18 protein-coding genes, 4 tRNA genes, 1 other RNA gene and 3 pseudogenes are annotated in these 21,862 nt (G+C 69.6%); 14 read left to right on the forward strand and 12 right to left on the reverse strand.

The annotated features are described in order from the left end of the window. Positions 1 to 268: 268 nt before the first annotated feature. The 6 genes and pseudogenes from ACWDZ6_RS03480 (at position 269) to ACWDZ6_RS03505 (ending at position 2,735) form a co-directional block, all read left to right on the forward strand. The gene (locus ACWDZ6_RS03480) at positions 269 to 604 is read left to right on the forward strand and encodes a histone-like nucleoid-structuring protein Lsr2 (RefSeq protein WP_366733616.1); all 336 of its coding nucleotides are present in this window, start codon (positions 269 to 271) and stop codon (positions 602 to 604) included. 100 nt (positions 605 to 704) lie between these two features. Next, a tRNA-Gly gene (locus tag ACWDZ6_RS03485) sits at positions 705 to 776 on the forward strand. 80 nt (positions 777 to 856) lie between these two features. After that, a tRNA-Gly gene (locus ACWDZ6_RS03490) sits at positions 857 to 929 on the forward strand. Between the two features lie 218 nt (positions 930 to 1,147). Continuing rightward, positions 1,148 to 2,027: pseudogene (locus ACWDZ6_RS03495) on the forward strand (sensor histidine kinase); the annotation flags it as partial. Beyond that, positions 2,024 to 2,640: pseudogene (locus tag ACWDZ6_RS03500) on the forward strand (response regulator). The pseudogenes ACWDZ6_RS03495 and ACWDZ6_RS03500, both read left to right, overlap by 4 nt. A gap of 22 nt (positions 2,641 to 2,662) precedes the next feature. After that, a tRNA-Gly gene (locus ACWDZ6_RS03505) sits at positions 2,663 to 2,735 on the forward strand. Positions 2,736 to 2,783: 48 nt separating this feature from the next. Here ACWDZ6_RS03505 and ACWDZ6_RS03510 read toward each other — a convergent pair. From ACWDZ6_RS03510 to ffs, 6 genes are all read right to left on the reverse strand, one after another. After that, positions 2,784 to 3,683: a phosphoribosylaminoimidazolesuccinocarboxamide synthase gene (locus ACWDZ6_RS03510; protein ID WP_366733615.1), complete on the reverse strand. Its 900-nt coding sequence runs from the start codon at positions 3,681 to 3,683 to the stop codon at positions 2,784 to 2,786. A 136-nt stretch (positions 3,684 to 3,819) separates the two neighbouring features. After that, entirely contained in the window at positions 3,820 to 5,280 is a 1,461-nt protein-coding gene (locus ACWDZ6_RS03515; protein ID WP_366733614.1) for a N,N-dimethylformamidase beta subunit family domain-containing protein, read from the reverse strand. Positions 5,281 to 5,459: 179 nt separating this feature from the next. After that, entirely contained in the window at positions 5,460 to 7,091 is a 1,632-nt protein-coding gene (locus ACWDZ6_RS03520) for a hypothetical protein (RefSeq protein ID WP_451501511.1), read from the reverse strand. Positions 7,092 to 7,302: 211 nt separating this feature from the next. Next, positions 7,303 to 8,553, reverse strand: a complete 1,251-nt coding sequence (purD, locus tag ACWDZ6_RS03525; protein ID WP_451501512.1) for a phosphoribosylamine--glycine ligase — start codon at positions 8,551 to 8,553, stop codon at positions 7,303 to 7,305. A gap of 59 nt (positions 8,554 to 8,612) precedes the next feature. Further along, the gene (locus ACWDZ6_RS03530) at positions 8,613 to 10,787 is read right to left on the reverse strand and encodes a DNA polymerase III subunit gamma and tau (RefSeq protein ID WP_451501513.1); all 2,175 of its coding nucleotides are present in this window, start codon (positions 10,785 to 10,787) and stop codon (positions 8,613 to 8,615) included. A 91-nt stretch (positions 10,788 to 10,878) separates the two neighbouring features. Further along, positions 10,879 to 10,977: signal recognition particle sRNA small type (ffs, locus tag ACWDZ6_RS03535), an RNA gene on the reverse strand. A gap of 72 nt (positions 10,978 to 11,049) precedes the next feature. Between ffs and ACWDZ6_RS03540 the strand changes: the two genes are divergently transcribed. After that, positions 11,050 to 11,137, forward strand: a tRNA-Ser gene (locus tag ACWDZ6_RS03540). Between the two features lie 80 nt (positions 11,138 to 11,217). Here ACWDZ6_RS03540 and ACWDZ6_RS03545 read toward each other — a convergent pair. From ACWDZ6_RS03545 to ACWDZ6_RS03555, 3 genes and pseudogenes are all read right to left on the reverse strand, one after another. Next, a pseudogene (locus ACWDZ6_RS03545) lies at positions 11,218 to 11,471 on the reverse strand (site-specific integrase); the annotation flags it as partial. 182 nt (positions 11,472 to 11,653) lie between these two features. After that, the gene (locus ACWDZ6_RS03550; protein WP_451501514.1) at positions 11,654 to 13,384 is read right to left on the reverse strand and encodes a serine/threonine-protein kinase; all 1,731 of its coding nucleotides are present in this window, start codon (positions 13,382 to 13,384) and stop codon (positions 11,654 to 11,656) included. A gap of 240 nt (positions 13,385 to 13,624) precedes the next feature. Further along, positions 13,625 to 14,386 (reverse strand): SDR family NAD(P)-dependent oxidoreductase, encoded by a 762-nt coding sequence (locus ACWDZ6_RS03555; RefSeq protein ID WP_451501515.1) that lies wholly within the window; start codon positions 14,384 to 14,386, stop codon positions 13,625 to 13,627. Between the two features lie 128 nt (positions 14,387 to 14,514). Between ACWDZ6_RS03555 and ACWDZ6_RS03560 the strand changes: the two genes are divergently transcribed. After that, positions 14,515 to 15,123 carry a TetR/AcrR family transcriptional regulator gene (locus ACWDZ6_RS03560; RefSeq protein WP_451501516.1) on the forward strand — a complete coding sequence of 203 codons (609 nt, stop codon included), beginning with the start codon at positions 14,515 to 14,517 and terminating at the stop codon, positions 15,121 to 15,123. Positions 15,124 to 15,462: 339 nt separating this feature from the next. On the opposite strand, the gene ACWDZ6_RS03565 is transcribed toward ACWDZ6_RS03560, so the two are convergent. Next, entirely contained in the window at positions 15,463 to 15,705 is a 243-nt protein-coding gene (locus tag ACWDZ6_RS03565) for a SpoIIE family protein phosphatase (RefSeq protein WP_451501517.1), read from the reverse strand. A gap of 240 nt (positions 15,706 to 15,945) precedes the next feature. On the opposite strand from ACWDZ6_RS03565, the gene ACWDZ6_RS03570 reads away from it, so the two are divergent. Beyond that, a complete protein-coding gene (locus ACWDZ6_RS03570) occupies positions 15,946 to 16,818 on the forward strand; it encodes an RNA polymerase sigma factor SigF (protein ID WP_451501901.1) in 873 nt (290 codons plus the stop codon). A gap of 235 nt (positions 16,819 to 17,053) precedes the next feature. Here ACWDZ6_RS03570 and ACWDZ6_RS03575 read toward each other — a convergent pair whose 3' ends face one another. Next, positions 17,054 to 17,272, reverse strand: coding sequence for a hypothetical protein (locus ACWDZ6_RS03575; protein WP_326650979.1), 219 nt, complete (start codon positions 17,270 to 17,272; stop codon positions 17,054 to 17,056). Positions 17,273 to 18,044: 772 nt separating this feature from the next. Between ACWDZ6_RS03575 and ACWDZ6_RS03580 the strand changes: the two genes are divergently transcribed. The 5 genes from ACWDZ6_RS03580 to ACWDZ6_RS03600 all read left to right on the forward strand — a co-directional run bounded on the left by ACWDZ6_RS03580 (position 18,045) and on the right by ACWDZ6_RS03600 (position 20,465). Continuing rightward, the gene (locus tag ACWDZ6_RS03580; protein WP_451501518.1) at positions 18,045 to 18,317 is read left to right on the forward strand and encodes a hypothetical protein; all 273 of its coding nucleotides are present in this window, start codon (positions 18,045 to 18,047) and stop codon (positions 18,315 to 18,317) included. A 118-nt stretch (positions 18,318 to 18,435) separates the two neighbouring features. Further along, entirely contained in the window at positions 18,436 to 18,708 is a 273-nt protein-coding gene (locus ACWDZ6_RS03585; protein WP_451501519.1) for a hypothetical protein, read from the forward strand. 365 nt (positions 18,709 to 19,073) lie between these two features. After that, entirely contained in the window at positions 19,074 to 19,646 is a 573-nt protein-coding gene (locus tag ACWDZ6_RS03590; protein WP_451501520.1) for a DUF5994 family protein, read from the forward strand. A 28-nt stretch (positions 19,647 to 19,674) separates the two neighbouring features. Next, the gene (locus tag ACWDZ6_RS03595; protein WP_451501521.1) at positions 19,675 to 19,935 is read left to right on the forward strand and encodes a hypothetical protein; all 261 of its coding nucleotides are present in this window, start codon (positions 19,675 to 19,677) and stop codon (positions 19,933 to 19,935) included. A 53-nt stretch (positions 19,936 to 19,988) separates the two neighbouring features. Further along, a complete protein-coding gene (locus ACWDZ6_RS03600; protein ID WP_451501522.1) occupies positions 19,989 to 20,465 on the forward strand; it encodes a DUF5994 family protein in 477 nt (158 codons plus the stop codon). Positions 20,466 to 20,518: 53 nt separating this feature from the next. Here ACWDZ6_RS03600 and ACWDZ6_RS03605 read toward each other — a convergent pair whose 3' ends face one another. Further along, the gene (locus tag ACWDZ6_RS03605) at positions 20,519 to 21,736 is read right to left on the reverse strand and encodes an NAD(P)/FAD-dependent oxidoreductase (protein ID WP_451501523.1); all 1,218 of its coding nucleotides are present in this window, start codon (positions 21,734 to 21,736) and stop codon (positions 20,519 to 20,521) included. Positions 21,737 to 21,862: the final 126 nt, after the last annotated feature.

The following is a 21,862-nucleotide window of genomic DNA, read 5'->3' on the forward strand; positions in this document are numbered from 1 at the left end:
GGTGGTGTGTTGCGAGGGCGGTTCCCTCAGCGTACCCGCCTGAAAATTCTACGCGGGTAGATATCGCGAGAGCGCTCAAGGAAAATCCAGAGAAAAATCCCGCTCCCATTGACGTTGGACACGCGCAGGTAATTGGCGGGGCTTCACAATGCGGCGCCTTCCGCTGTACAAAGGAATACAGAGGAAAGCAGCATTGCCCCTCACCAGCCGGAAAGCCGGTATCACCGCATGCCAGAACCGGCGATACCGCAGGAAAGGACCGATATCCGTGGCTCAGCGAGTAGTGGTCACGCTCTCCGACGACATGGACGGCGGAGAAGCGGCGGAAACGGTCGCGTTCGCCCTGGACGGGAAGTCGTACGAGATCGACCTCAATCCCTCCAATGCAAAGAAACTGCGCAAGGCCCTGGCTCCGTACATGGCGGCCGGCCGAAAGCAGACAAACGCCGGGAAGCGTGACAAGTCCCGCGTCTCCTACCGGCACACCGCACTCGCGCCCGCGCCGGCGGCCGTGCGCGCCTGGGCGCAGTCCAACAAGATGGACGTGCCCGCTCGCGGCCGGATCCCCAAGAGGGTCTACGAGGCCTTCCGCGAAGCCAGTTGAGGGGCACGCGCCGATCCGAGTTGCACTGCACCCCTGCTGTTCGGCTAGAGTCTGGAGCACGCCGAGGGGCGAGGCCGCAAGGTCTTACCTCGCGCAGCGTGCGGGTGTAGTTCAGTAGTAGAACATCCCCCTTCCAGGGGGAAGGCGCAGTGTGCAATTCCTGTCACCCGCTCTGCATCGCTTTACCGGCCATCCAGATGGATCAGGTAGAGTGATGATCGCGCCGTCCAGTGAGAGCTGAGCGGAAGCAATGCGGACGTGGCTCAGTTGGTAGAGCATCACCTTGCCAAGGTGAGGGTCGCGAGTTCGAATCTCGTCGTCCGCTCAGAGTATGAAGGCCCCGGTCGAATCGACCGGGGCCTTCGTCGTATGCGCAGTTGCGTTCTTCGGACCTCCCTCCGGCATCGACGACCGAGCCCGATGCCATTTGTCATGGGCGGTGGTGACAGCACGCACTGCGCGCGCGCCTCGTCCGGCGGAAGCCCTGAGGCATGACCAGCTACGAGTACGTGGACCGGCCGGTGGGCGAGAACGTGGACGAGGCGTACCGCCCTGCTCGACCGGGCAGGCCTGCCGGCCGCCATATGCGGGACCGTGGCGCTGCTCGGCGGAGAGATCACGGGCGTGGTGGCGTGTGCTCTGGCGCTCGGGTTCGGCACCGCTTGGGTATCGGTCACCGCCCGGCTGTCGGCCTGGACACCGCGCGTGATGTGGAATCTGCGGGAGGCCGTGACATACAGACGCGGCTGGTGGTCGCGGAGGAACGGCTCCGGTTCGGGCGGGACATGCACGATGTGCTCCGTCGGAACCTCGCCGTGATCGCGCTCAAGAGCGAGCTCGCGGTGCAGCCGGCCCAGCGCGGCAGGCCCGAGGCGGTGGACCGGATGGTCGAGGTGCAGCGAATCGCTCGCGAGTCGCAGCAGGAGATACGGGAACTGGTGCGGGGCTACCGCGACGCCGACCTCGGCATCGAACTCTCGGGCGCCCGGAGCGTGTTGAGGGCGGCCGGTATCGACTGCGGGATCGAGGACGGTGACGGCAGTGAGCTGCCGAACCGGGTCCAGTCGACGCTCGGCCGGGTGGTGCGGGAGGCGACGACCAATGTGCTGCGGCACTCGGACGCGGCACGGTGCTCGATCCGGCTGACGGGCACGGCGGATCATGTGGTCCTGGTCGTCGAGATCGACGGGATGCTCGAGCCCGACAAGGGGACGACCGGGACGAGTGGTGCTGGTGGGTCAGGTGGTGCTGGTGCTCCGGACAGTTCCGACGGGCCGGGCAGGAATGGCAGGCCTATCGGCTCGGGGCTGGCCGGTCTGCGTGACGGCTGGCCGCGCTGGACGGCTCACTGGACGCGGGCGTGGCCGGCAAGGGCCTGTTCCAGTTCACGGCGAAGGTGCCGCTCCCTCAGGAGGAGCGATGACCACACCCCCCGTACGCGTGCTGCTCGCCGATGACGAGCATCTGATTCCGGGGTACGCCGGCCGCGCTGCTCGCGCTCGAGGGCGATCTCGTGGTCGTCGCCGAGGCGGCGTCGGGCGCCGAGGCGCTCGCGATGGCACGGGCGCACCGGCCCGACGTCGCGGTCCTCGATCTTCAGATGCCCGGGCCGGACGGTGTGAGCGTGGCCACATCTCTAGGGGCTGAACTGCCCGGGTGCCGGACCATGATCGTGACAGTTCACGGGCTGCCCGGTCATCTGAAACGGGCGCTGGTAGCGGGAGTGCGCGGTTTGTCCCGAAGACCGTCAGCGCACAGCGGCTGACCGGGATCATCCGTTCCGTGCATGCCGGAAACCGCTATGTGGCCCCGGAGTTGGCGGCCGACGCGATCTCTGCCGGGGACTCTCCGCCGACCGTGCGGGAGGCGCAGGTGCTGGAGCCTGCGGCGGACGGGGCGCCCATCGCGGAGATCGCGGAGAAGGCCTCGCTGTCGCAGGGGACGGTACGGAACCACCTCTCGTCGGCCGCGTCCAAGCCGGGGCCGAGAACCGACACACGGCGGTACGTCTCGCACGCGCGCGAGGTTGGGTATAGTGGTCTCCGCGCTACAGCGCATGCGGACGTAGCTCAGTTGGTAGAGCGCAACCTTGCCAAGGTTGAGGTCGCCAGTTCGAACCTGGTCGTCCGCTCAGATTGAAGGCCCCGGTCCTGGTGACCGGGGCCTTCTTCGTGCGCCGCTACTGCCAGGGGGTGCCGGTCAGCAGTTCGTACGCCTCGATGTACTTGCCGCGGGTCGCGTCGACGATCTCCTGCGGGAGGGCCGGCGGCGGCTGTTCGCTCTTCCTGTCCCAGCCGGAGGCGGGCGAAGTCAGCCAGTCGCGGACGTACTGCTTGTCGTACGAGGGCTGGGCGCGGCCCGGCTCCCAGCCGGCGACCGGCCAGAAGCGCGAGGAGTCCGGGGTCAGCACCTCGTCGGCGATGACGAGCTCGTCGCCCTCGAATCCGAACTCGAACTTGGTGTCCGCGAGGATGATGCCGCGCTCGCGGGCGATGTCACGGGCCCGGCCGTAGACGGCGAGGGTCGTCCGGCGCAGCTCGGCCGCCGTGTCCGCGCCGACCTGGCGGGCGACTTCCTCGTAGCTGACGTTCTCGTCGTGGTCACCGACGGCCGCCTTGGTGGCGGGGGTGAAGATCGGGGCCGGGAGCTCGGAGCCGTCGCTGAGGCCCTCGGGCAGCGCGAGACCGCAGACGGTGCGGGACTCCTCGTACTCGACGAGACCGGACCCGGTGAGATAGCCGCGGGCCACACACTCGACCGGGACCATCCGCAGGGACTTGCAGACAAGGGTGCGGCCGGCCCAGTCGGCAGGGGCGCCGGCGGGCAGCTCGGTGGAGATGACGTGGTTCGGTACGAGGCTCTCGAGACGCTCGAACCACCAGAGCGAGAGCCGGGTGAGCACCCGTCCCTTGTCGGGGATCTCGGTGGGCAGCACCCAGTCGTACGCGGACATGCGGTCGCTGGCGACCATCACGAGGTCGCCCGCCTCGTTCTGATACAGATCGCGCACCTTGCCGGTGTGCAGGTGCACCAGGCCCGGCACCTGAAGCGGCTCGGGCTTTTCGACGAATCCGGACACGGTTCCTCCCCGTGGTTGAACAAAAAGGGCGCCCGAAGGGGCAACGAGCAGGGCGATGGTGGGAGACGGGCGGGACAACGGCTCCGATTCTCCCGTACGCCGGCAGCGTGGGCCTGGTCAGGGGTGCCGATCGGTCCTAATCGCGTTTGCAGATGCGGTCGAGCAGATTGGCGGTCGCCCGCTGGACGCGGGTGTCGACATGGCCGGGCCGGTCCAGCGCCGGGGACCAGGCGAAGGTGCCGGACGCGAAGACCAGGGCGCCGGAAGAGGCCCGGTAGAGGGACGTCTCCTGGTGGCGGGCGGCGCCTTCGCTGTCCTGGTACGGGGAGTGGGCGAGCAGGATACGGCCCTGGTGCTCGGGGAGCGCGGTGCGCGGGAAGTAGCGGTCGGCCTCGCCCGCGACCAGCCCGGCGAGCTCGTCGCCCTCGCCGGCGCCGGTCGCCTCCCAGAGCCAGTGGTCCGCGTTCCGTACGACCAGGGGATGCGGCTCGGGCACGCGTCCCGCGTACTGGATGCCCAGCAGCTGCTGCTCGGCCCGGTCGATCTCGCGCCAGAGTGCGGGTTTGCCGGGGCAGCGGCGCTTGCGGCAGGTGAGGAGGCGGTCGGGTACGCCGGAAGGTGCGGGCCCGAGCTCGACCTGCCAGTACATGGTGTTGGCGGAGAGAAAGACGAGCGAGGTGCCGCCGTCACGGGCGAGCTCGACGGTACGGCGCATCGGCGCCGACCAGTACTCGTCGTGACCGGGGAAGACCAGTCCGCGGTAGCGGGAGGGGTCCACGCGGCCGGCGTGCAGATCGCGGGTGTCGGCGTAGGCGAGGTCGTAGCCGTAACGCTCGGCCCAGCGGATGAAGTCGTAGGCGTGGCCCACGTGGAGGGGGAGCCCGGCACCTGCGTACGGGCGGTCGAAGGAGACCGTGGTGGCGGCGTCCTCTTCGCCGAGCAGCCGGCCCGTCCCGTCCCAGGCGTGGTAGAGGCTGGCGCCGGTACGGCCGTCCTCCGGATAGAGGTTGTACGCCTGCCAGGTGATGTCCGGGAGGAGGAGCAGCAGGTCGGCGGGGCGGTCGTCGCGGACCGTGAAGGGAATGTGGGAGCGGTAGCCGTCGGCGGTGGTGAGGACGGCGACATAGGCGCCCGTCGTCCAGTAGGAGGGGATCTGCAACCGCCAGGAGAGCCACCAGTGGTGACACGAGACGGTGCGGTCGGCAGTGAGCGGGGGCGGCTGGACGATCCCGGAGAGGCGCGGGCTGGTGATGATCTTGGAGGCGCCGTCGCCGGCGTAGTGCCCGATGCGGTAGATGTCGACGGAGAACTGCTGAGGCGGGTCCACGGTGATGTGGAAGTCGATCGCCCCACCGGGGGCTGCTGCGCCGGTGGAGGCGAAGCCCTTGATCTGACGGCGTACGTCGTCGGCGGTACGGGGCCCGCCGGAGCGGCCCCTGGCGAGGGTGGGATCGGCGTACCAGGGGACGACCTGGCCGGTGTCGTCGAGGTAGTTCTCGCTGCCGCGCAGCCATGGCAGCGGGCCTTGACCGAAGGGGTCCGTGACCGCGTGGGCCAGGGCGCCCGATTCCCATCGCCGGATCTGCTCCGCCCCCATGCCGCGCCCTCCCTCGATGCCCCGGGACAACTGTGATGCGCCGAATGTTCAGCGCCGGTCTCCAGCACATCACATAACGCACGCACTCCGTCACCGTTCGTCGCGAATTGGCGTGAACGGAACGTGCCGTTCCGTCGGGGAGGCGGTCCCGAGGGGCCGGAGGGCGGTCGGACGCCCGTCTACACCAGGCGGACAGGCTTCTCCGGGCGGATGCCCAGCGTGGTCAGCCAGCCGCGCAGCGGGCCCGCGTCGCCGTCCTCGATCAGGCTCAGGACCCGGCTGCCCAGGTCTGCGCGGCGTTTGCCGTTGATCAGGAGAGCCGGGCCGTCGAGCCAGTCGAGGCCGGGGGCGGCGCCCGCGGTGTCGACCGCCGCGCAGCAGACCATCGCCGTGACGTGCTCGGCGAGCAGCTCGCGGCCGGTCCGCGGCGGCTGCAGGGGGAACAGGGGAAGCGGGTCCGCACCCCAGCCGTTGACGGCGTCCGCCGGGCTCTGCGGGACCGGCGCCGCCTCCTCCTCGCGGGCGACCTCCGCGCTGATCCCCGCCGCCAGGGTGTCGCCGATGTCGGTGCCCCGCGCCGACAGGTGGTTCATCACCCGCGACAGAGTCGGGCCGTCGGGGCCGGCCGACGGAGGCACCCCGAGGTCGTCGAGTACCCGGTGAAGTCGGGCCGCCTCCGTACGCCACTTCCGGTCGACGACTTCTTCCGGATACTGCTGCCAGTCCACCGGGGACCAGTCGGGGCCCGCCTCGGCCGGACCGCCGTGGAAGAGGCGGGCCGCCAGCAGCGAAGCGGCCTCGTCGACCGCGCCCGGCTCCTCGAGCAGGTCGCAGGCGGGTCGCTCGCCCAGCCGGGAGGCGAAGCCCTCGGCGAGGCGGTCGCGGCGGGAGAGCTCGGTGAGGGCCGAGACGACGCCCGCGTCGAGGCGGGAGGGCCAGCGGCCCATACGCCAGGCGGGCAGCGCGACCCGGGTCAGCAGCCGGTCCCACCCTGCGTAGGCGAGGCCGACCTGCTCCTGTGCGACGATCCGCAGCCCGTAGTCCACAGCCTGTGCACGTTCGGACGCATCGGCCGCGACGCCGCGCTCCATCTCACCGACATGCAGCTGGCAGGCGCGCAGCAGCAGCCGGGCGATCCAGCCGACGAAACCGAGCGCGAGCCTCGGTATCGCCCCCCGCCCGGGGCCGGCGGCGACGGCGACCGCCGCGTCCAGTCCCCGTACGAAACGGCGCGCCGCGGCTATGTCCGGGTGCGCGGACGGGGCGGTCCCGGCCACGACCGGCGCCAGCACCGCCCGCAGCTCCGCGACCCGCATCCACCACAGGAAAGGCGAGCCGATCACCAGCACGGGCGCCTCGGTCGTCCGGCGTCTGCGCCCGCTCCGGATCGCATGGGCCGGGTGCGAACGGTCCTCGAGCCAGCTGTCGCAGTCAGGTGTGAGCGCGAGCGCGGACGGCGCGGGCACCTCGAGGCGCTCTGCCACGTCCCGCACCAGCCGGTACAGATCGGGGGCGGCCCGCTCCGAGAGCTCCACGGTCGGGCTGAGCGCCGGACTGGCCCGTACGATCACGGCCGCGACCGCCACGGCGACCAGCAGCACGACCACCGCGCAGACCGTCACGACCCAGCGCGCCGCATCCCAGTTATTGCCGTCCGTGTGGCCTGTGGCAATGCCTGCCAGCAGCACGACGGCGACGGCGGCGGGCAGCAGCGCCACGGCCAGCGCCCGGCTACGTATCCGCAGCACGGCGAGAGCCCGGGACCGCGCGGCCTGCGCGCCCATCGACTCACCGATACCGGTAACTGACACGGCCGGACTCACCCCCTCTGCCCTGCGACGGTGCTGCTCACTCCCCCACTGTGGCACCCACCACTGACATCGCAATGCCGGTGGGCCAAGTGCCGGAACGCCTGCGCCGCACCCTAGTTGGGGCTTTGGCGGGCGTCATCCGGATGGGGCATCCGTCACTCGATGGAATGGCTTTGGGTAAAGGTGATGACGGTCTCCGGGCCCTGGAGGTTCACTCCCCGGCGGCTCTGCGTGCGATGTCCGTCCGGTGCTGCGAACCGTCCAGGCGGATCCGGGCCACCGCCTTGTACGCGCGCTCACGAGCCTGCGCCAGGTCCTTGCCGGTCGCGGTGACCGAAAGTACCCGGCCGCCGGCGCTCACGACCGTGTCGCCGTCGTGCCTGGTCCCGGCGTGCAGGACGTACGCATGGGGCGCATCCTCTGCCGCGACCTCGTCCAGGCCGTGGATCGGGTCGCCGGTACGCGGGGTGTCCGGGTAGTTGTGGGAGGCGACGACCACGGTCACGGCCGCGTCCTCGCGCCACCGCAGCGGCGGCTGGAGGTCGAGGGTGCCCTGGGCGGCGTTGAGCAGGACGCTCGCGAGCGGCGTGACGAGGCGGGCCAGGACCACCTGGGTCTCCGGGTCGCCGAACCGGGCGTTGAACTCGATGACCCGGACGCCGCGCGAGGTGATCGCCAGACCCGCGTACAGCAGCCCGGAGAAGGGCGTGCCACGGCGGCGCAGCTCGTCGACGGTCGGCTGGAGGACGGTGGCCATGACCTCGTCGACCAGCTTGGGGTCGGCCCACGGCAGCGGGGAGTACGCGCCCATGCCGCCGGTGTTGGGGCCTTCGTCGCCGTCGAGGGCACGCTTGAAGTCCTGGGCGGGCGTCAGCGGGACGACGGTCTCGCCGTCGGTGATGGCGAAGAGCGACACCTCGGGGCCGTCGAGGAACTCCTCGATGACCACGCGGTCGCAGCCCAGCGCGTGCTCACGCGCGGCGGCGAGGTCATCGGTGACGACGACGCCCTTACCCGCGGCGAGGCCGTCGTCCTTGACGACGTAGGGAGCGCCGAAGGCGTCGAGGGCCTCGTCGATCTCCTCGGGGGTCGTACAGAGATAGCTGCGGGCCGTGGGCACTCCGGCCGACGCCATCACGTCCTTGGCGAAGGCCTTGGAGCCCTCCAGCTCGGCGGCCTCCCGGGAGGGGCCGAAGCAGGGGATGCCCGCGGACCGTACTGCGTCGGCGACCCCGGCGACGAGCGGCGCCTCGGGGCCGACGACGACAAGGTCGGCCGCCAGATCGGTGGCGAGTCGCGCCACGGCCGCGCCGTCCATTGCGTCGACCGGGTGCAGCTCGGCGACCTCGCCGATGCCTGCGTTTCCGGGCGCGCAGTGCAGAGCGGTGACGTCGGGGTCGAGGGAGAGAGAGCGGCACAGGGCGTGTTCGCGGGCGCCGCCGCCAATGACGAGGACCTTCACGGCAGTCAGCCTAACCGCCGGGGCGGCTGGTCCTGTACGGGCCTCCGAGGACCCACCCTCTACTCGTTCGTATATTCCTCCACGACCGTGGCACCGAGCTCGCGCACGATCAGGTCGTGGCCGGAGAGCGCGGAGTCGACAAGGTCGGGGTCGTCCTCTTCCGGTACGTCGTCCTCGGGGGCGACGGGCGGCGGGGTTACCTGGGCCGCGCGGGGGGGCTCGGGAGCGGAGGTCCGGCGGCCGGATGCGGAGTCGGCCGCGGAGTGGGGGGCCGCCGGGGCGGGGTGGGGCGCGGGGGCTGCGGGGGCCTGCGGGGCCGGGGCCGCGGGGGCACGGCCGCCGCCGAAGCCGCCGCCGGACGGTGGCTGGGCACCGCCGCCCGGGCCGCCCGCACCGCCGGAGGGATCGATGATGGCCTCGACCTTCCACTGCACATTGAACTGCTCGGAGAGCGCCTGCTTCAGCACCTCCTCGCTACCGCTGGTGGCGAAGTTGTCCCGGGCTCCGGCGTTGATGAAGCCGAGCTGGAGGGTGGTGCCGTCGAAGCCTGCGACCTGGGCGTTCTGACTGAGCAGGATCCAGGTGAAGCGGCGGCGGTTCTTCACGGCCTCCAGGATGTCCGGCCACATGTTCCGTACCTGTACGGCGCCCTGCACCATGCCGGCGCTCGGCGCGGCGGTGGCGGGTGCGGCCGATGCGGGAGCGGGGCTCGGCGCCGCGGGCTGGGGCGCTGCGGGACGGCCGCCCTGCCCGGGGCTCGATGCGGTGGGCCAGCCACCGGGACGCCGTCCCGGCTCCGTCGCGGCCGCCGCGGGCCAGGCCCCGGGGCGGGAACCGGCCGGCTGCGGTTGCTCCACCGGGGGAGCAACCGGCTCGGGAGCGGGCACGGGCGCAGGAGCCGGAGTGGGTGCCGGAGTGGGCGCGGGTCCGGCAGGAACCGGCGCGGGCGCATCTCCGCCCCGAGCCGCCGCCCGGGCCGCCGCGGGCCCGCCTCCCTGCGGCACCGGAGCATGAGCCTGGGCCTCCGGTCCCGGCACGTACCCCATCGCGGGCCCGGAGCCGCCGGTGGAGAACGTGGCACCCCGCTCCAGCCGGTCCAGCCGTGCCTGCACCGACCGTTCGTCGTCGAAGGCGGCGGGCAGCAGCACCCGCGCACAGATCAGCTCGAGCTGCAGCCGCGGCGAGGTGGCGCCGCGCATCTCCGTGAGCCCGGTGTTGACCAGATCGGCTGCGCGGCTCAGCTCGGCCGCGCCGAAGACGGCCGCCTGCGCCTGCATACGCTCGACCACATCGGCCGGCGCGTCGATCAGGCCCTTGTCCCCCGCGTCCGGCACGGCCGCCAGGATCACCAGATCCCGCAGCCGCTCCAGCAGATCGGCAACGAAGCGCCGCGGGTCGTTGCCGCCCTCGATGACCCGGTCCACGATCTCGAAGGCCGCGGCCCCGTCGCCTGCCGCGAAGGCGTCCACGATCGAGTCGAGCAACGACCCGTCCGTGTACCCGAGAAGGGCGGTGGCCATGGCGTAGGTCACACCTTCCTCGGCCGCGCCCGCCAGCAGTTGGTCCATCACGGACATCGAGTCACGCACGGACCCTCCGCCGGCCCGCACGACGAGCGGCAGAACGCCGTCAGCGACCGGGATGTCCTCCTTGCCGCACACCTCGCCGAGGTACTCCCGCAGCGTGCCCGGAGGCACCAGCCGGAACGGATAGTGGTGCGTACGCGACCGGATCGTCCCGATGACCTTCTCGGGCTCGGTGGTCGCGAAGATGAACTTGAGGTGCTCCGGCGGCTCCTCGACCACCTTCAGCAGAGCGTTGAAGCCCTGCGGGGTGACCATGTGCGCCTCGTCGATGATGTAGATCTTGTACCGGCTGCTCGCCGGCCCGAAGAAGGCTTTCTCCCGAAGATCACGCGCATCGTCGACACCACCGTGCGACGCGGCGTCGATCTCGATGACGTCGATCGACCCCGGCCCGTTCCTGGCGAGGTCCTGGCAGGACTGGCACTCGCCGCACGGTGTCGGCGTGGGCCCCTGTTCGCAATTCAGACAGCGGGCGAGGATGCGCGCACTGGTCGTCTTTCCGCATCCGCGCGGCCCGCTGAACAGGTACGCGTGATTGACCCGGTTGTTCCGCAGGGCCTGCTGCAGCGGGTCAGTGACATGCTCCTGCCCGATGACCTCGGCGAACGACTCGGGGCGGTAGCGGCGGTACAGCGCAAGGGACGACACGCCTACGAGGTTATCGGGGCCCACTGACAAGCGACGCCGCCCGACGACGCTCGGCTGCCGGCCCGCCTCGGCATCCGCGTCGACGCCCACGAACGCAAGCGCCCCTCACGCACCCGCCAGAGCCGACCTACCCTTGCTGCCTTCCGGCCCTGGGGGAGTTCAGTCAGATAGCGCCACGTGAGGGGCTCCGCACAGGGTACCTGATGGCGGGGGGTGGGAACGAGTTCGCTAGCACTCCTCAACGTCTTGTATTGTTTGCCGCGGAGGATTCGCCTAGTGGCCTAGGGCGCACGCTTGGAAAGCGTGTTGGGGGCAACCCCTCACGAGTTCGAATCTCGTATCCTCCGCCATTGCTCTCACCGGGCAATACGTCGAAGGGCCCCACCGTTCGCGGTGGGGCCCTTCGGCGTCCGTAGTCTCATCCACAGTCTCAACGCGCTTCCTCGGAGGCCGCTGGACCAGCCTCTTCGGTCGCCTTGGCCACCTCCCGGATGAGGCCCCGACCCGCTGCGTCACGCCGGCCAGGATGCCGCCCGTCACCCGCTGACAGCGGGCCGCCATCACCGTGGACGACCACTCCGTGATCTGCATCACAAACCGCTCCGGGGCGCCCAGGACGAGCAGGACCGTGGCGGCGGTGTGCCGGGCATCGTGCAGAGGGCCGTCCCGCACTTTGGCATCAGCGAACTCACCAGCATGCAGCTGGAGCCCGGGAAGAGGGCGCCCGGCCGGTAGGAACCCAACGATCACGCACTCGGACGCTCCCGGGGTGGGCTGAGTACGAAGATCCAAGGGTCCGCGGGGCATGGGCCCTCCGACCGCCGGAGGGACATGGCGGTGATTACGGCTTCCAGCGACTCGCGGTACTAGCAGCGGACCAGCGTGCCGCTCTCCCGGGTGAGGTGGTTGCTCGACATCCAGCCCTCGGTGTCCGCGCCCTCGATACGGGCGTAGATCCACTTGTTGCCAAGGGCATTGGTGACGTAGCAGTGGTACCAGATCTTCATGCCGGACTTGACCAGGGTCACGTAGGCACAATCCCGGTACGGCCCGGTGAAGAGGTGGTAGTCGTCGACCAGGTAACCGTAGCCGTTGCTCCGGTTCTGGTGGTTCCAGCCGCTGCAACCCGTCGACACCGGGGTGGGATCCTTCACCGTAGAACTGGGCTTGGTCTTCGGAGGTGCGGGCGAGTCCGCGGCCGGCTCGTGACCGTCATTGCCGGGCGTCGTCGTGGGACCTGTCTCTTTGTCCTCGTCCTTGTGAGTGTCCGTCTCCTCCGAGTCAGACGGCTGCGAGGACGCGCCAGGAGAACCGGCGGACGACGGGGCGCTGCCCCCAGTCGGCCGGTGGCTGCCCGCCGGGGAACTGACCTGCGCGCCGTCCGTGGTCGTGTCGCGCTGCTGGGCAGTCAGGGCGTAGGTGATTCCGCCGCCTGCGGCGAGAAGCAGGACGGCGGCTGCTGAGGCAGTGAGGGTGCGGCTGCGGCGCCGTGCGCGACGGGCTGCGAAGCGGCTCGTTTCGGGAGCGGGGACTCCGGCGGGGCCCGCGCCCGGCGCGGCGGGCTGAGGAAACGTCGGCGGCAGGTCGGGCTGCGGGTAGCCGGCATACGGAGGCTGAGGCTGCGAGGTGGGCTGGGGAAACAGCGGGGGGCCGAACCCGGGGGTCGGTTCGACGGTTGCCGCAGACCCGGGATCCACCGTGGGAGTGGGAGTCGGGGCGGCGGACGCGAGGTGCACCGTCTGGCCCGAGGCGACGCGCTCCAGCATGCCGCGGGCGTGGTCCGCGGTGGGCCGGTCCTCCGGTTCCTTCGCCATCAGCGCCTGGAGCACCGGCGTGAGTGGTCCCGCCCGGCGGGGCTCCGGCAGCGGCTCGGTGACGATGGCCGACAACGTGGACCACGCGGAATTGCGACGGAACGGCGGAGTGCCCTCCACTGCCGCGTACAGCGTCATGCCGAGCGACCAGATGTCCGACGCGGGACCGGGCTCCCTGCCCTGCGCGCGCTCCGGTGGCAGGTAGTCGAGGGAGCCGACGAGCTGACCGCTACGGGTCAGCTTGGCCATGGCGTCGTCGCCGGAGGCGTCCATGGTGGCGATGCCGAAATCGGTGAGAACGACCCTCCCGCCGTCCTCCAGCAGCACGTTCGCGGGCTTGACGTCCCGATGCAGTACGCCGGCCCGGTGCGCGGCGTCGAGCGCGTCCATCAGCTTGGCGCCGATCGCCGCAGCCTCGTGCGGCTCCAGAGTGCCGCGCTCCGTCAGCAGGTCGTCGAGCGAGGGCCCGTCGACGAGTTCCATGACGATGACGGGCAGGCCCTGATCCTCGGTCACGTCGTGCACGGTGACCACGCCGGTGTGCCGGATGCGCGCGGCGGCCTGCGCCTCCCGCTGCATCCGGGTCCGCAGGTCGGCCAGTTCGGCTGCGGAGGCGTCGGTGAAGGCTCGCAGGACCTTGACGGCGACCTCTCGGTTCAGCAGTTCGTCCACCGCCCGGGCGACCACCCCCATGCCGCCGCGCCCGACCATGGAGGTCACCCGGTAACGCCCCCCGAGGACCTTGCCTATCAACTCCCCGCCATTCGCTTCCCCCGTCGTCACCGCACGCTCCGTTCCATCGCTGTTCGTCATCCGTCGATCGGCGGCCTCAAGCGTAGAGGCAGGAGCGTGGGGGGAGTTCGGCGACCGGACGCAGCGACACCGGGTGCTGCGTGCGTCTTGCATCAGCCCCTCGTCGCGGGGTTCGGCCCGTGGGTCGCCTGGTTGGTTACCACGGCGAGGATCCTGCTCTTCGCCATCACGACTCCTTGTGCGCCGCGGAGTTGGCCATCGGTTCGGTGTTCAGGCCTGCTCGGTGGGGCGTACGAGCAGCTCGGCGACGGCCACGTGCCGGGGGCGGGTGACGATGTAGCCGACGGTATCGGCGATGTCCTGGCTCTGCAGCCGCTCGATGTCGCCCAGGGCGGCGACGATGTGCTGCTGGATGACGGCAGGGTTGTGCGTACGCAGCTCGGTGTCGACGCTGCCCGGCTCGATGACGGACACGCGGACGTGTTGCCGTGCCAGTTCCTGACGCAGTGCCTCGCTGAAGGCACCGACGCCGAACTTGGTGGCGCTGTACACGGCGGACATGGCGTAGGCGTTGCGGCCGGCGAGCGAGCCGATGTTGACGATGTCGGCGACCCGACGCGGCTCCTCGGCGGCGGCCTTGACCAGGTGGGGGACGGCCGCGTGGGCGGTGTACATCAGGCCCATGAGGTTGATGTCGATCATGCGCCGCCAGTCGTCCAGGTCCGCACCGGGGGCGGGCCCCAGCAGCATGAGGCCGGCGTTGTTGACCAGCGTGTCCAGACGGCCCAGGCCCTCGACGGTCCGCTCGACCGCTTCCGCGGCGGCCTGGGCGGTGGAGACGTCGGCGGGCACGGCCAGGGCCTTTCCACCGGCGCCGGTGATTTCCGCGGCGAGGTCGGTGAGCCGGTCCTCGCGCCGCCCGACCAGGGCCACGGAGGCGCCCTCGCGGGCAAGCTCCAACGCGGTGGCGTGGCCGATACCGCTGGATGCTCCGGTGACCAGGGCGACGGTTCCTTCAAGACGACGATTCATGGGTCAGGCCTTTCGATGAACGGCCACGCTGCTGCGGGCCGTACGGGATAGAGGGAGGACGGCCCTATGGGTGTGGGCCGTACGGGGGCAGAGGCCGCTCAGGGCAGGGCCGAGGGCACAATGGGGAAGTGAGCAGCACTGGGCAGAAGACCACCGACAGCACGCGTCGAGAGACCAGGACCGAGGGAGAACTACCGCCTCGCGAACGCCTGGTCCGGGCCGCGTCGCGGCTGTTCTACTACGAGGGCGTCCGCGCGATCGGCGTGGAGCGGCTGATCGCCGAGGCCGGGGTGACGAAGGCGACCTTCTACCGGCACTTCGCCTCCAAGGACGACCTGGTCGTGGCCTACCTGCTGACCAAGGACGCCTACTACCGTGAGGTGGCCGAACCACTGGCCGCCGGGCACCCGCCCGCGGAGGCGATCGACCTGATCTTCGAGGCCATCGCCGAGCACGCCCGCGAGCGCGACTTTCGCGGATCGCCGTTCATGAACGCGGCCGCCGAGTACCCGGACGCCGACCACCCTGTCCGTGGCCTGGTGACGTCCCATCGGGACTGGATCCGCACTCTCTTCCAGGATCTGCTCACCCGGCTCGGCCACGCCGACCCGGAGTCGGCCGCCGGTGCGCTGCTGATGCTGTACGACGGCGCGATGGCCGCCGGCTACCTGGACGACTCGACGGCTGCCCACAAGACCCTGCTGAACGCGGTCCGGCTCATCCGATCCGACGGCTGACCCCATCGGGGCCGTGCGAATCAGCGGCCTTCTGCGGGGTCCCGGCCGGGCCGGGGCGCGCGTTGCTTTCATAGAACTTTTGATCTCTCTTCGACGTGCACCGGGGCCCCTGGCAGGTTCTCTGCCCGGAGGCAGTCCCGCCCCAGAAGGCCAAGAGGCCATTCCCAAGAGGTAGGAAGACCGGTCGTTCTCCCTCTCGAAGATAGCCCTCTCGGCGCCCGCGCGCCACTGGTCGACCCGTGTGGGATCCCTCACCGGTCCGCCGCCGGCTCTCGCCGCCGTCCAGAGGGCCATCGGGACGAAACCCGGGGCAACGCCGGTCCTCTCACCTTGCCCCGGTCAGGGGCGTGGCGGGACCCGCAGGGCGAGCAGAGCGGTGTCGTCGTCGGCCCAGGCGCCGCTGTGTTCGGCCAGAATCTCGCCGAGTCGGGCGATGATGCCCGGAGCGCCCAGGTCGCCGGCGAACGCGGCGGCCAGGGCGTCCTCGCCGAACTGCGGGCGGTTGCTCGGTACGGCGGTCCGTCGCGCGCGGGCTTCCGTGGCGCCGTCGGTGTAGAGCAGGAGGGTGTCTCCGGGCGCCAAGACATTTGACGCACGGCAACAGTAGCCCCATCCGGCCGACGGAGACCTGCTCGTATCTCCAGGCGGCAGGGCGTCGGACCAGCCGTATCCCCTGATGGATCGACCCGCATCAAGACCCTGCCCGCGACGCCACTCCCACGGCCCGGGAAACAAACGCTCGCCGGTCCGGCGTGCGCAGACCAAAAGGGGGCAGACGAAAGACACTTGCCCCCTTTCTAAGGCGTGACCGTGACTCGAACCGTGGACGCCCCGGACGAAGCCGTCACCCTCGGAGCACACGCCCCGGCGCGGGAGACGGTGGGGGACCTGCCCTGGATCGAGGACGGCGGGAAGGTCGCTCCGAAGGACGCCCGTGAGCTGTCGAAGCTGTTCTTCGACCAGCTGCAGGTGCTGGAGGAGGGCACCGCCGAGTACCAGTACGCGCGGAACACGCTCATCGAAATGAATCTGTCACTGGTGAAGTTCTCCGCCCGCCGCTTCCGCAACCGCGGCGACGGCGCGATGGACGACATCATCCAGGTCGGCACGATCGGCCTGATCAAGGCCATCGACCGGTTCGACCTCACCCGCGAAGTCGAATTCTCCTCCTTCGCGATCCCCTACATCATCGGCGAGATCAAGCGCTTCTTCCGCGACAGCACCTGGGCCGTCCACGTCCCCCGCCGCCTGCAGGAACTGCGGGTCGAGCTGGCAAAGGCCAAGGAGACCCTGGCCGGGCGTCTGGACCGCGAGCCCACCGTCAAGGAACTCGCCGACCACCTCGCCCTCTCCGAGGAAGAGATCATCGAGGGCCTGGTCGCCGCCAACGGCTACATCGCCGGCTCCATCGACACCCCCAGCACCGACGACGACTCCCCCGACGGAGGACCGAAGTACGCGGACACGATGGGTGAACCCGACCCGTCGATGGACCTCTTCGAAGACCTCCACGCTCTCGCCCCACTGCTGAGCACTCTCGACGAACGCGAGCGGACCATCATCGGAATGCGCTTCGGCCGGGAATTGACCCAGGCCCGCATCGGCGAGGAGCTCGGCATCTCCCAGATGCACGTCTCCCGCCTCCTTTCCCGCACCCTCACCAAGCTCCGCGCAGGACTGCTCACCAGCAACTGACACCCGTGACCAGCAGAAGCCCCGGGACCCCCCGCCCGGGGCTTCTGTGATGCCGCGAAGGCGACGCAGGCGGCAGGCTGCTGGGACAGCCCGGGCTGGGGGTGCCTCGTCCGGAACATGCATGAACCCCGGAACCGGGGGGTTCCAGGGTCCTGGCCAACCTACTGGTATTCAGATGCACCGGCGGGTCGAGTAATTACTCCCGGCCATGACACATTGCCGCAGAATGTCGGTGTCAGATGCCGGTGGTCCGCACCGACACGAGACCGGCGACCTGCGAAACAGGCACGGCGGGCGCGAGGGACTGGGCAGTCCCGACGACGTCGCCGATGCTCAGGGAGGCGCCGTTGCCGGCGACATGGGCGCCTGCGCCGGCCATGCCACCGGAAATGTTGTCCAGCTCGCTGTCGGAAATCTCGCCGGTCTCGACCTGAGGGGTGAAGTCGTTACGCATGACTTTCCCTTCCTTTCAATACTCTGGGTTCCTGAACTGGGGCCGGCCGGTTACGTCAAAGTAAATTCGGCCGGTTCTGCGGTCGCCTGCTGCCCATAACCAGGCACTACTTATTACGACTCCCGCACTCGCAGGATGCAATCACGCCGACGGACCGCCCGGCAACTGACTGTCCGCTTCTTTTCGGTGCACACACTTCGTCATCACAACATGCTCTGAAGTGCAGCTTTGGCCACCAGCCGGTGACGGACCCCTGCATGGAATCTGCCGGTCAACTCTCACTTAAAGGTCCTGCACACGACCTCGGCGGGGTATATCTGCATTTACGGTCCGACGGACACCCAGCGAGACGGGATGCCATGAGATGTCTACATCTGCTGCTTATTGATGTACAGGTGAACCGAAAACGGCATTTAACGGCGAGGCCCGTCGGCGCACATGGCGTGTCGTCCCTGCCCCCCGGAAACGACAGCAGTCGCCCCGCGCGGCCCACGTTCCGGGGCGCGGCGCACAGCGGATGCGAGCACGGGCGACCTTTTCGCGCCGGAGTAGTGTGAAAGCACCGGGACCATTTTGAGCGCGCCTGCCCTTGCCCTTCTCAGTGAGAACGCAAGGATCGCGACCTTCGACGGCAGCGATTTCCTGCTGAAGCTCGGCAACCGGAGCGATGAAGGGCCGCGGACGACGCTGCGCGTTCCACAGTGGCGGCGGTGGGTGTGACGCCTTCGCTTCACACCTTTGGGCAGATCATTCGCCGGACAGCGAGGCCATCATGAAATCTGCGGTACCAGTGCCCGGGGCAGCGTTCGCCGAGGTCCGTATCGTCGCCGACTCCCCCGAATCCGCTCGCCGGGTCGCAGAAGTTCTCCGGCGCAGCTTCGCCTCGACGGAACAGCGTAGCTACCCCACCGGCCCCGAGGGCGGAACCCGGCTTCACATCACTGTGGACACCACACACTCCCCCGGGCCCGCCGAGTCGGACCCGCCTTGGCTGGTGACCAGCAAGTCAGCCGCGGGTGACCGCCCGCACGCGGACGAGGTCTGAGGAACCGTGCATCGGATGCGCGGCTCGGCAGAGTCCGCCCCCTTCGGCTCCCGCGCGACGCCCCGCAACTCCCCACCGCGTTGCGCAAGGCGCAATTCTCCCCCAGAAGGTGGCAGTCATGGCATCTCTAGCCGAGCGGAAGGCGTACCGCGAGAAGATCATGCAGGCTCTGTACGAGGCCAGTGAGGGCAACCGCCTTCTGGGTGTCACCGGAGCGCGACTGCTTCACAATCTCGGGATCCACGAAGAGGATCTGGCTGCCGCCTGCACCTATCTGGTGGGTGAGGACCTGATCACGGTCGACTGGACCCCGGGCAATACGCCCGCCATGGTCACGCTGACACACCAAGGCATTCGGCTCATGGAGGCCAAGGAAGAAGAGCACGGTTGACGCAGCGCTCGGGCCGCGTTCCAGCCCTTCTAGGCCACACGCGACAGCGCGGAAGATCCCAGGGCGCACCTGCGGGGCAGGCGCGGATCCGAGTGGGGGGTGCGTGAGCGTGGCATCAGGGGTCGGCGGGGCAGGCTGGAAGGCGGTCCGACGTGGCCTTTGTCGCCGTGCGCTGGTCCCGGGGTGCTCGGCGGCGTCCCATCCGCTGACCGCGTCAGCGGACTTGGACCACACCGGCGGTCGCCGGCCGGGAGTATCCTGGCAATACCGAGGACACTTCGTGCACGAGCTTCCACTGCTCGTGTCGTTTTCGGCGATTCACGACACCGGGCCGGTTTCTACCGGCCCGGGGCAGGGTCCGCGTCATGACCGCGACCATTTTGCATACGCCAGCGGTCGAAGACCGGACCTCTTCGCTGCCCCTCCGACTCATGCTGGCGCCGGCCGCCAACACTGCGGCACTGCTCGACGGCGCGTGGTGGCCCCGCTCCCGCGATCTGACGGCGGAACTTCCCGCGCTGACGGCTGCACTCGACCCGCTGTGGGGGCGGATCACCCGCGTCACGGTGAACCCCACGTTCTGGTCGGTCATCCCACGGAAGATGCCCGTCGCCGGGCATGTGGTGCATGTGGGTTGGTTCAAGGCCGAGCAAGACCCTCACAAACTGCTGCTGCTCTCCTACACCACCGGCCGTTGGGACCTGCTGGTGATCCCACCTGAGGTCGGTCCTGGCACCGCCGCCCGGCTGATGGCCGAAGCCACTGACCCAACGCGCAGTCTCACAGCGAGCGCCTTGATCCAGGAGGCGGAGTTCTTCCGCGTCGCAGCGGAGGCCGACTGGGATTCGACCCGGGAGATGGTCTGGGACTCCGAAGGCGGCCATGGGGCAGGCCGCCCGGTCTCAGGTTCACCTGCCAAGAAGTCATTGCTCAGGTAGCGGATCCGGCGAAAGGGATGTGAGGACCGTGGGGACCTTCGTCACCGTTCTCGTGCTCATGGCGATGATCGCTCTGGGCGCGCTCGCGATTCACATGCTCAACACACAGCACGACGAACGCATCGCGGCCTTCCCCTACGGCCGTTCCAAGTGGAACCTGCGCACTCGTCCCACGGCAGTTCCACCCAAGTCCCGCGGACACGCGGCTTCGAGTGCCACTGGTGTTCGCCGCGGCCATCACGTCGGAGACTTCGGGCGCTTCTGGCCGCGCCGCCGCGTGCGGAAGTGAGACACCATGCACAGTCGGCCCGTGCGGGAGAGTCCTCACATTGGCGGCGTCCCATGACTGGCGATTCCAGCATCCCGACTCCTCTCCTGCTTCTCGAGGACACCAGCGATCAGCCGATAGTTCCGGGCGCGGCTGTGCTGAGGATGGAGACGACCTCCAGCCGGGTGGGGTTGTTCGACGGCGCGTGGTGGCCGAGTTCCCGTGACATCGAAACCCAACTGCCCGGCCTGATCACCGCCCTGACCGCCCGGCTTGGCCCCATCGCAAGCGTCGGCCTGGACGCGAGCGCCTGGAACCACGCTCCGCGCCACCTGACCATCGACGACCGCACGATCCATATCGACTGGTCCGCCGTCGACGACAACACAATGATCATCACTCGCGGGCCTGAGGACCACTTCTCCTTCCTGATGATCCCGACACAGGCCGCCGCATCGGCCGCACGCGCCGCCATGGCCATGGCCGTACAGGACAGCAACTGCAGATCGGCAGAACAGATCCTCACCGTCACCGGCATCACCGCCGCCTAGTTCGACTCTCCGCATGCCGGCCGACAGCAGCTGTACCTCGAACTGGGCCGCGGTCACCCGCTCAACATCGCCGCGCCCATGATCCGGTCCACGCTTCCGTCCGAGAAGAAGTCCGCCGGCGACGTGACACCGGCCGCCACCCTGGCGAAGGCGTCCATCGCCGGACGGCTCTGCGACACCGCGCCGAGCAGTTGCTCCAGCTCGGGCGGTGGCGGGTCCAGCGCGGCGAGCTGGGCGGTGAACTCGTACATCGGCATGACCTGGGTGTCCCTGCTCTCCTGGTAGTCACGCATGGCCGCGTCGAACGTCCGGCTGCCGGTGAAGGTCTCGTCGAGCGCCCGCGCACACAGTTCCGCGTCCCTGAACGCGTCCTGAATGCCCTGGGCGGTGATGAAGTCCTTGAGGTAGCCGGCGTCGCCGACCAGTGCCCAGCCGGGACCGTACGGCTGCCGGAAGAAATTGGGCACCGCCATTCCGACAAGTCGTTCCACACGGGCGGCCGAGCCGGCCCGTTCGGCGAACGACGGGACCAGAGCCATGGTGGCCAGGTAACCGGCCTCGATGTCCGCACGGTTGGCCTCGAAGTCGCGGATCGGCAGCCCGCAGATGACGACGGTCCGGTCGTCGTTGGTGGGCCATGCGGCGAATGCCCGGTCGGGCCGTACGTAGGTCTCGAACCGCCCTTCCATCGGCAGGCCCGTCCAGTAGGAGTAGTAGCTGCACTGGAGCTTCGGCTTCTCGGCGTACCGGACGGCGCCGACGGCCTTCGCGACCAGCGAGTTGATGCCGTCGGCCCCGACGACGACCCGGGCGTACTCCGTGACGCTCCTCCCGCCCGCGCTGTGGCCCCTGATCCCCGTGACGGTGTCCCCCTCGATCACGAGGTTCTCGACGGTGAAGCCTTCGCGCACCTCCGCGCCGGACTCGGCCGCTGCATCGATAAGGATCTTGTCCAGGACCGTACGGCGCGGTGCGTACGCGGCCCGGAACCCATTGCCGGCCGGCGATCCCTCGATGGTGAAGTGCCCGAAGTCGAAGGAGTAGGTGTCGATCGCCGGGCAGCCGCTCGCGATCACCTGGGGCAGAAGTCCCCAGCTGTCCAGGGCGGCGAGTCCTGGCGGATGGACGAGGTGAGTGGAGACCGTGTCGCTCGGGAACGTCGCCCGGTCGACCACGAGCACCCGGTAGCCCCGGCGGGCCAGGAGCATCGCTGTGGGTGCTCCGGCGCAGCGGGCCCCGACGACGACGGCGTCGTAGACGTGTTTGGACATGACGTCACCTCTCACGGCGAGGAGGGATTCACCGACGAAAACGCTAGCGGGCAGGCAGGGTTCGGTGCTTCCCGCGAACGTCCACTCCCGGGCATGGGTATTTCTTCGCAGGCGCCGGACCGGACC

This window comes from Streptomyces sp. NPDC002926 (genome assembly GCF_053591755.1).

Coding starts and splice junctions, on each gene's coding strand:
- ACWDZ6_RS03515 (WP_366733614.1), bottom strand. CDS start 5,280: ATGGGGGCGGAGCAGATCCGGCGATGGGAATCGGGCGCCCTGGCCCAC.
- ACWDZ6_RS03555 (WP_451501515.1), bottom strand. CDS start 14,386: ATGAATCGTCGTCTTGAAGGAACCGTCGCCCTGGTCACCGGAGCATCC.
- ACWDZ6_RS03575 (WP_326650979.1), bottom strand. CDS start 17,272: ATGCGTAACGACTTCACCCCTCAGGTCGAGACCGGCGAGATTTCCGAC.
- ACWDZ6_RS03580 (WP_451501518.1), top strand. CDS start 18,045: ATGAAATCTGCGGTACCAGTGCCCGGGGCAGCGTTCGCCGAGGTCCGT.
- ACWDZ6_RS03585 (WP_451501519.1), top strand. CDS start 18,436: ATGGCATCTCTAGCCGAGCGGAAGGCGTACCGCGAGAAGATCATGCAG.
- ACWDZ6_RS03590 (WP_451501520.1), top strand. CDS start 19,074: ATGACCGCGACCATTTTGCATACGCCAGCGGTCGAAGACCGGACCTCT.
- ACWDZ6_RS03600 (WP_451501522.1), top strand. CDS start 19,989: ATGACTGGCGATTCCAGCATCCCGACTCCTCTCCTGCTTCTCGAGGAC.
- ACWDZ6_RS03605 (WP_451501523.1), bottom strand. CDS start 21,736: ATGTCCAAACACGTCTACGACGCCGTCGTCGTCGGGGCCCGCTGCGCC.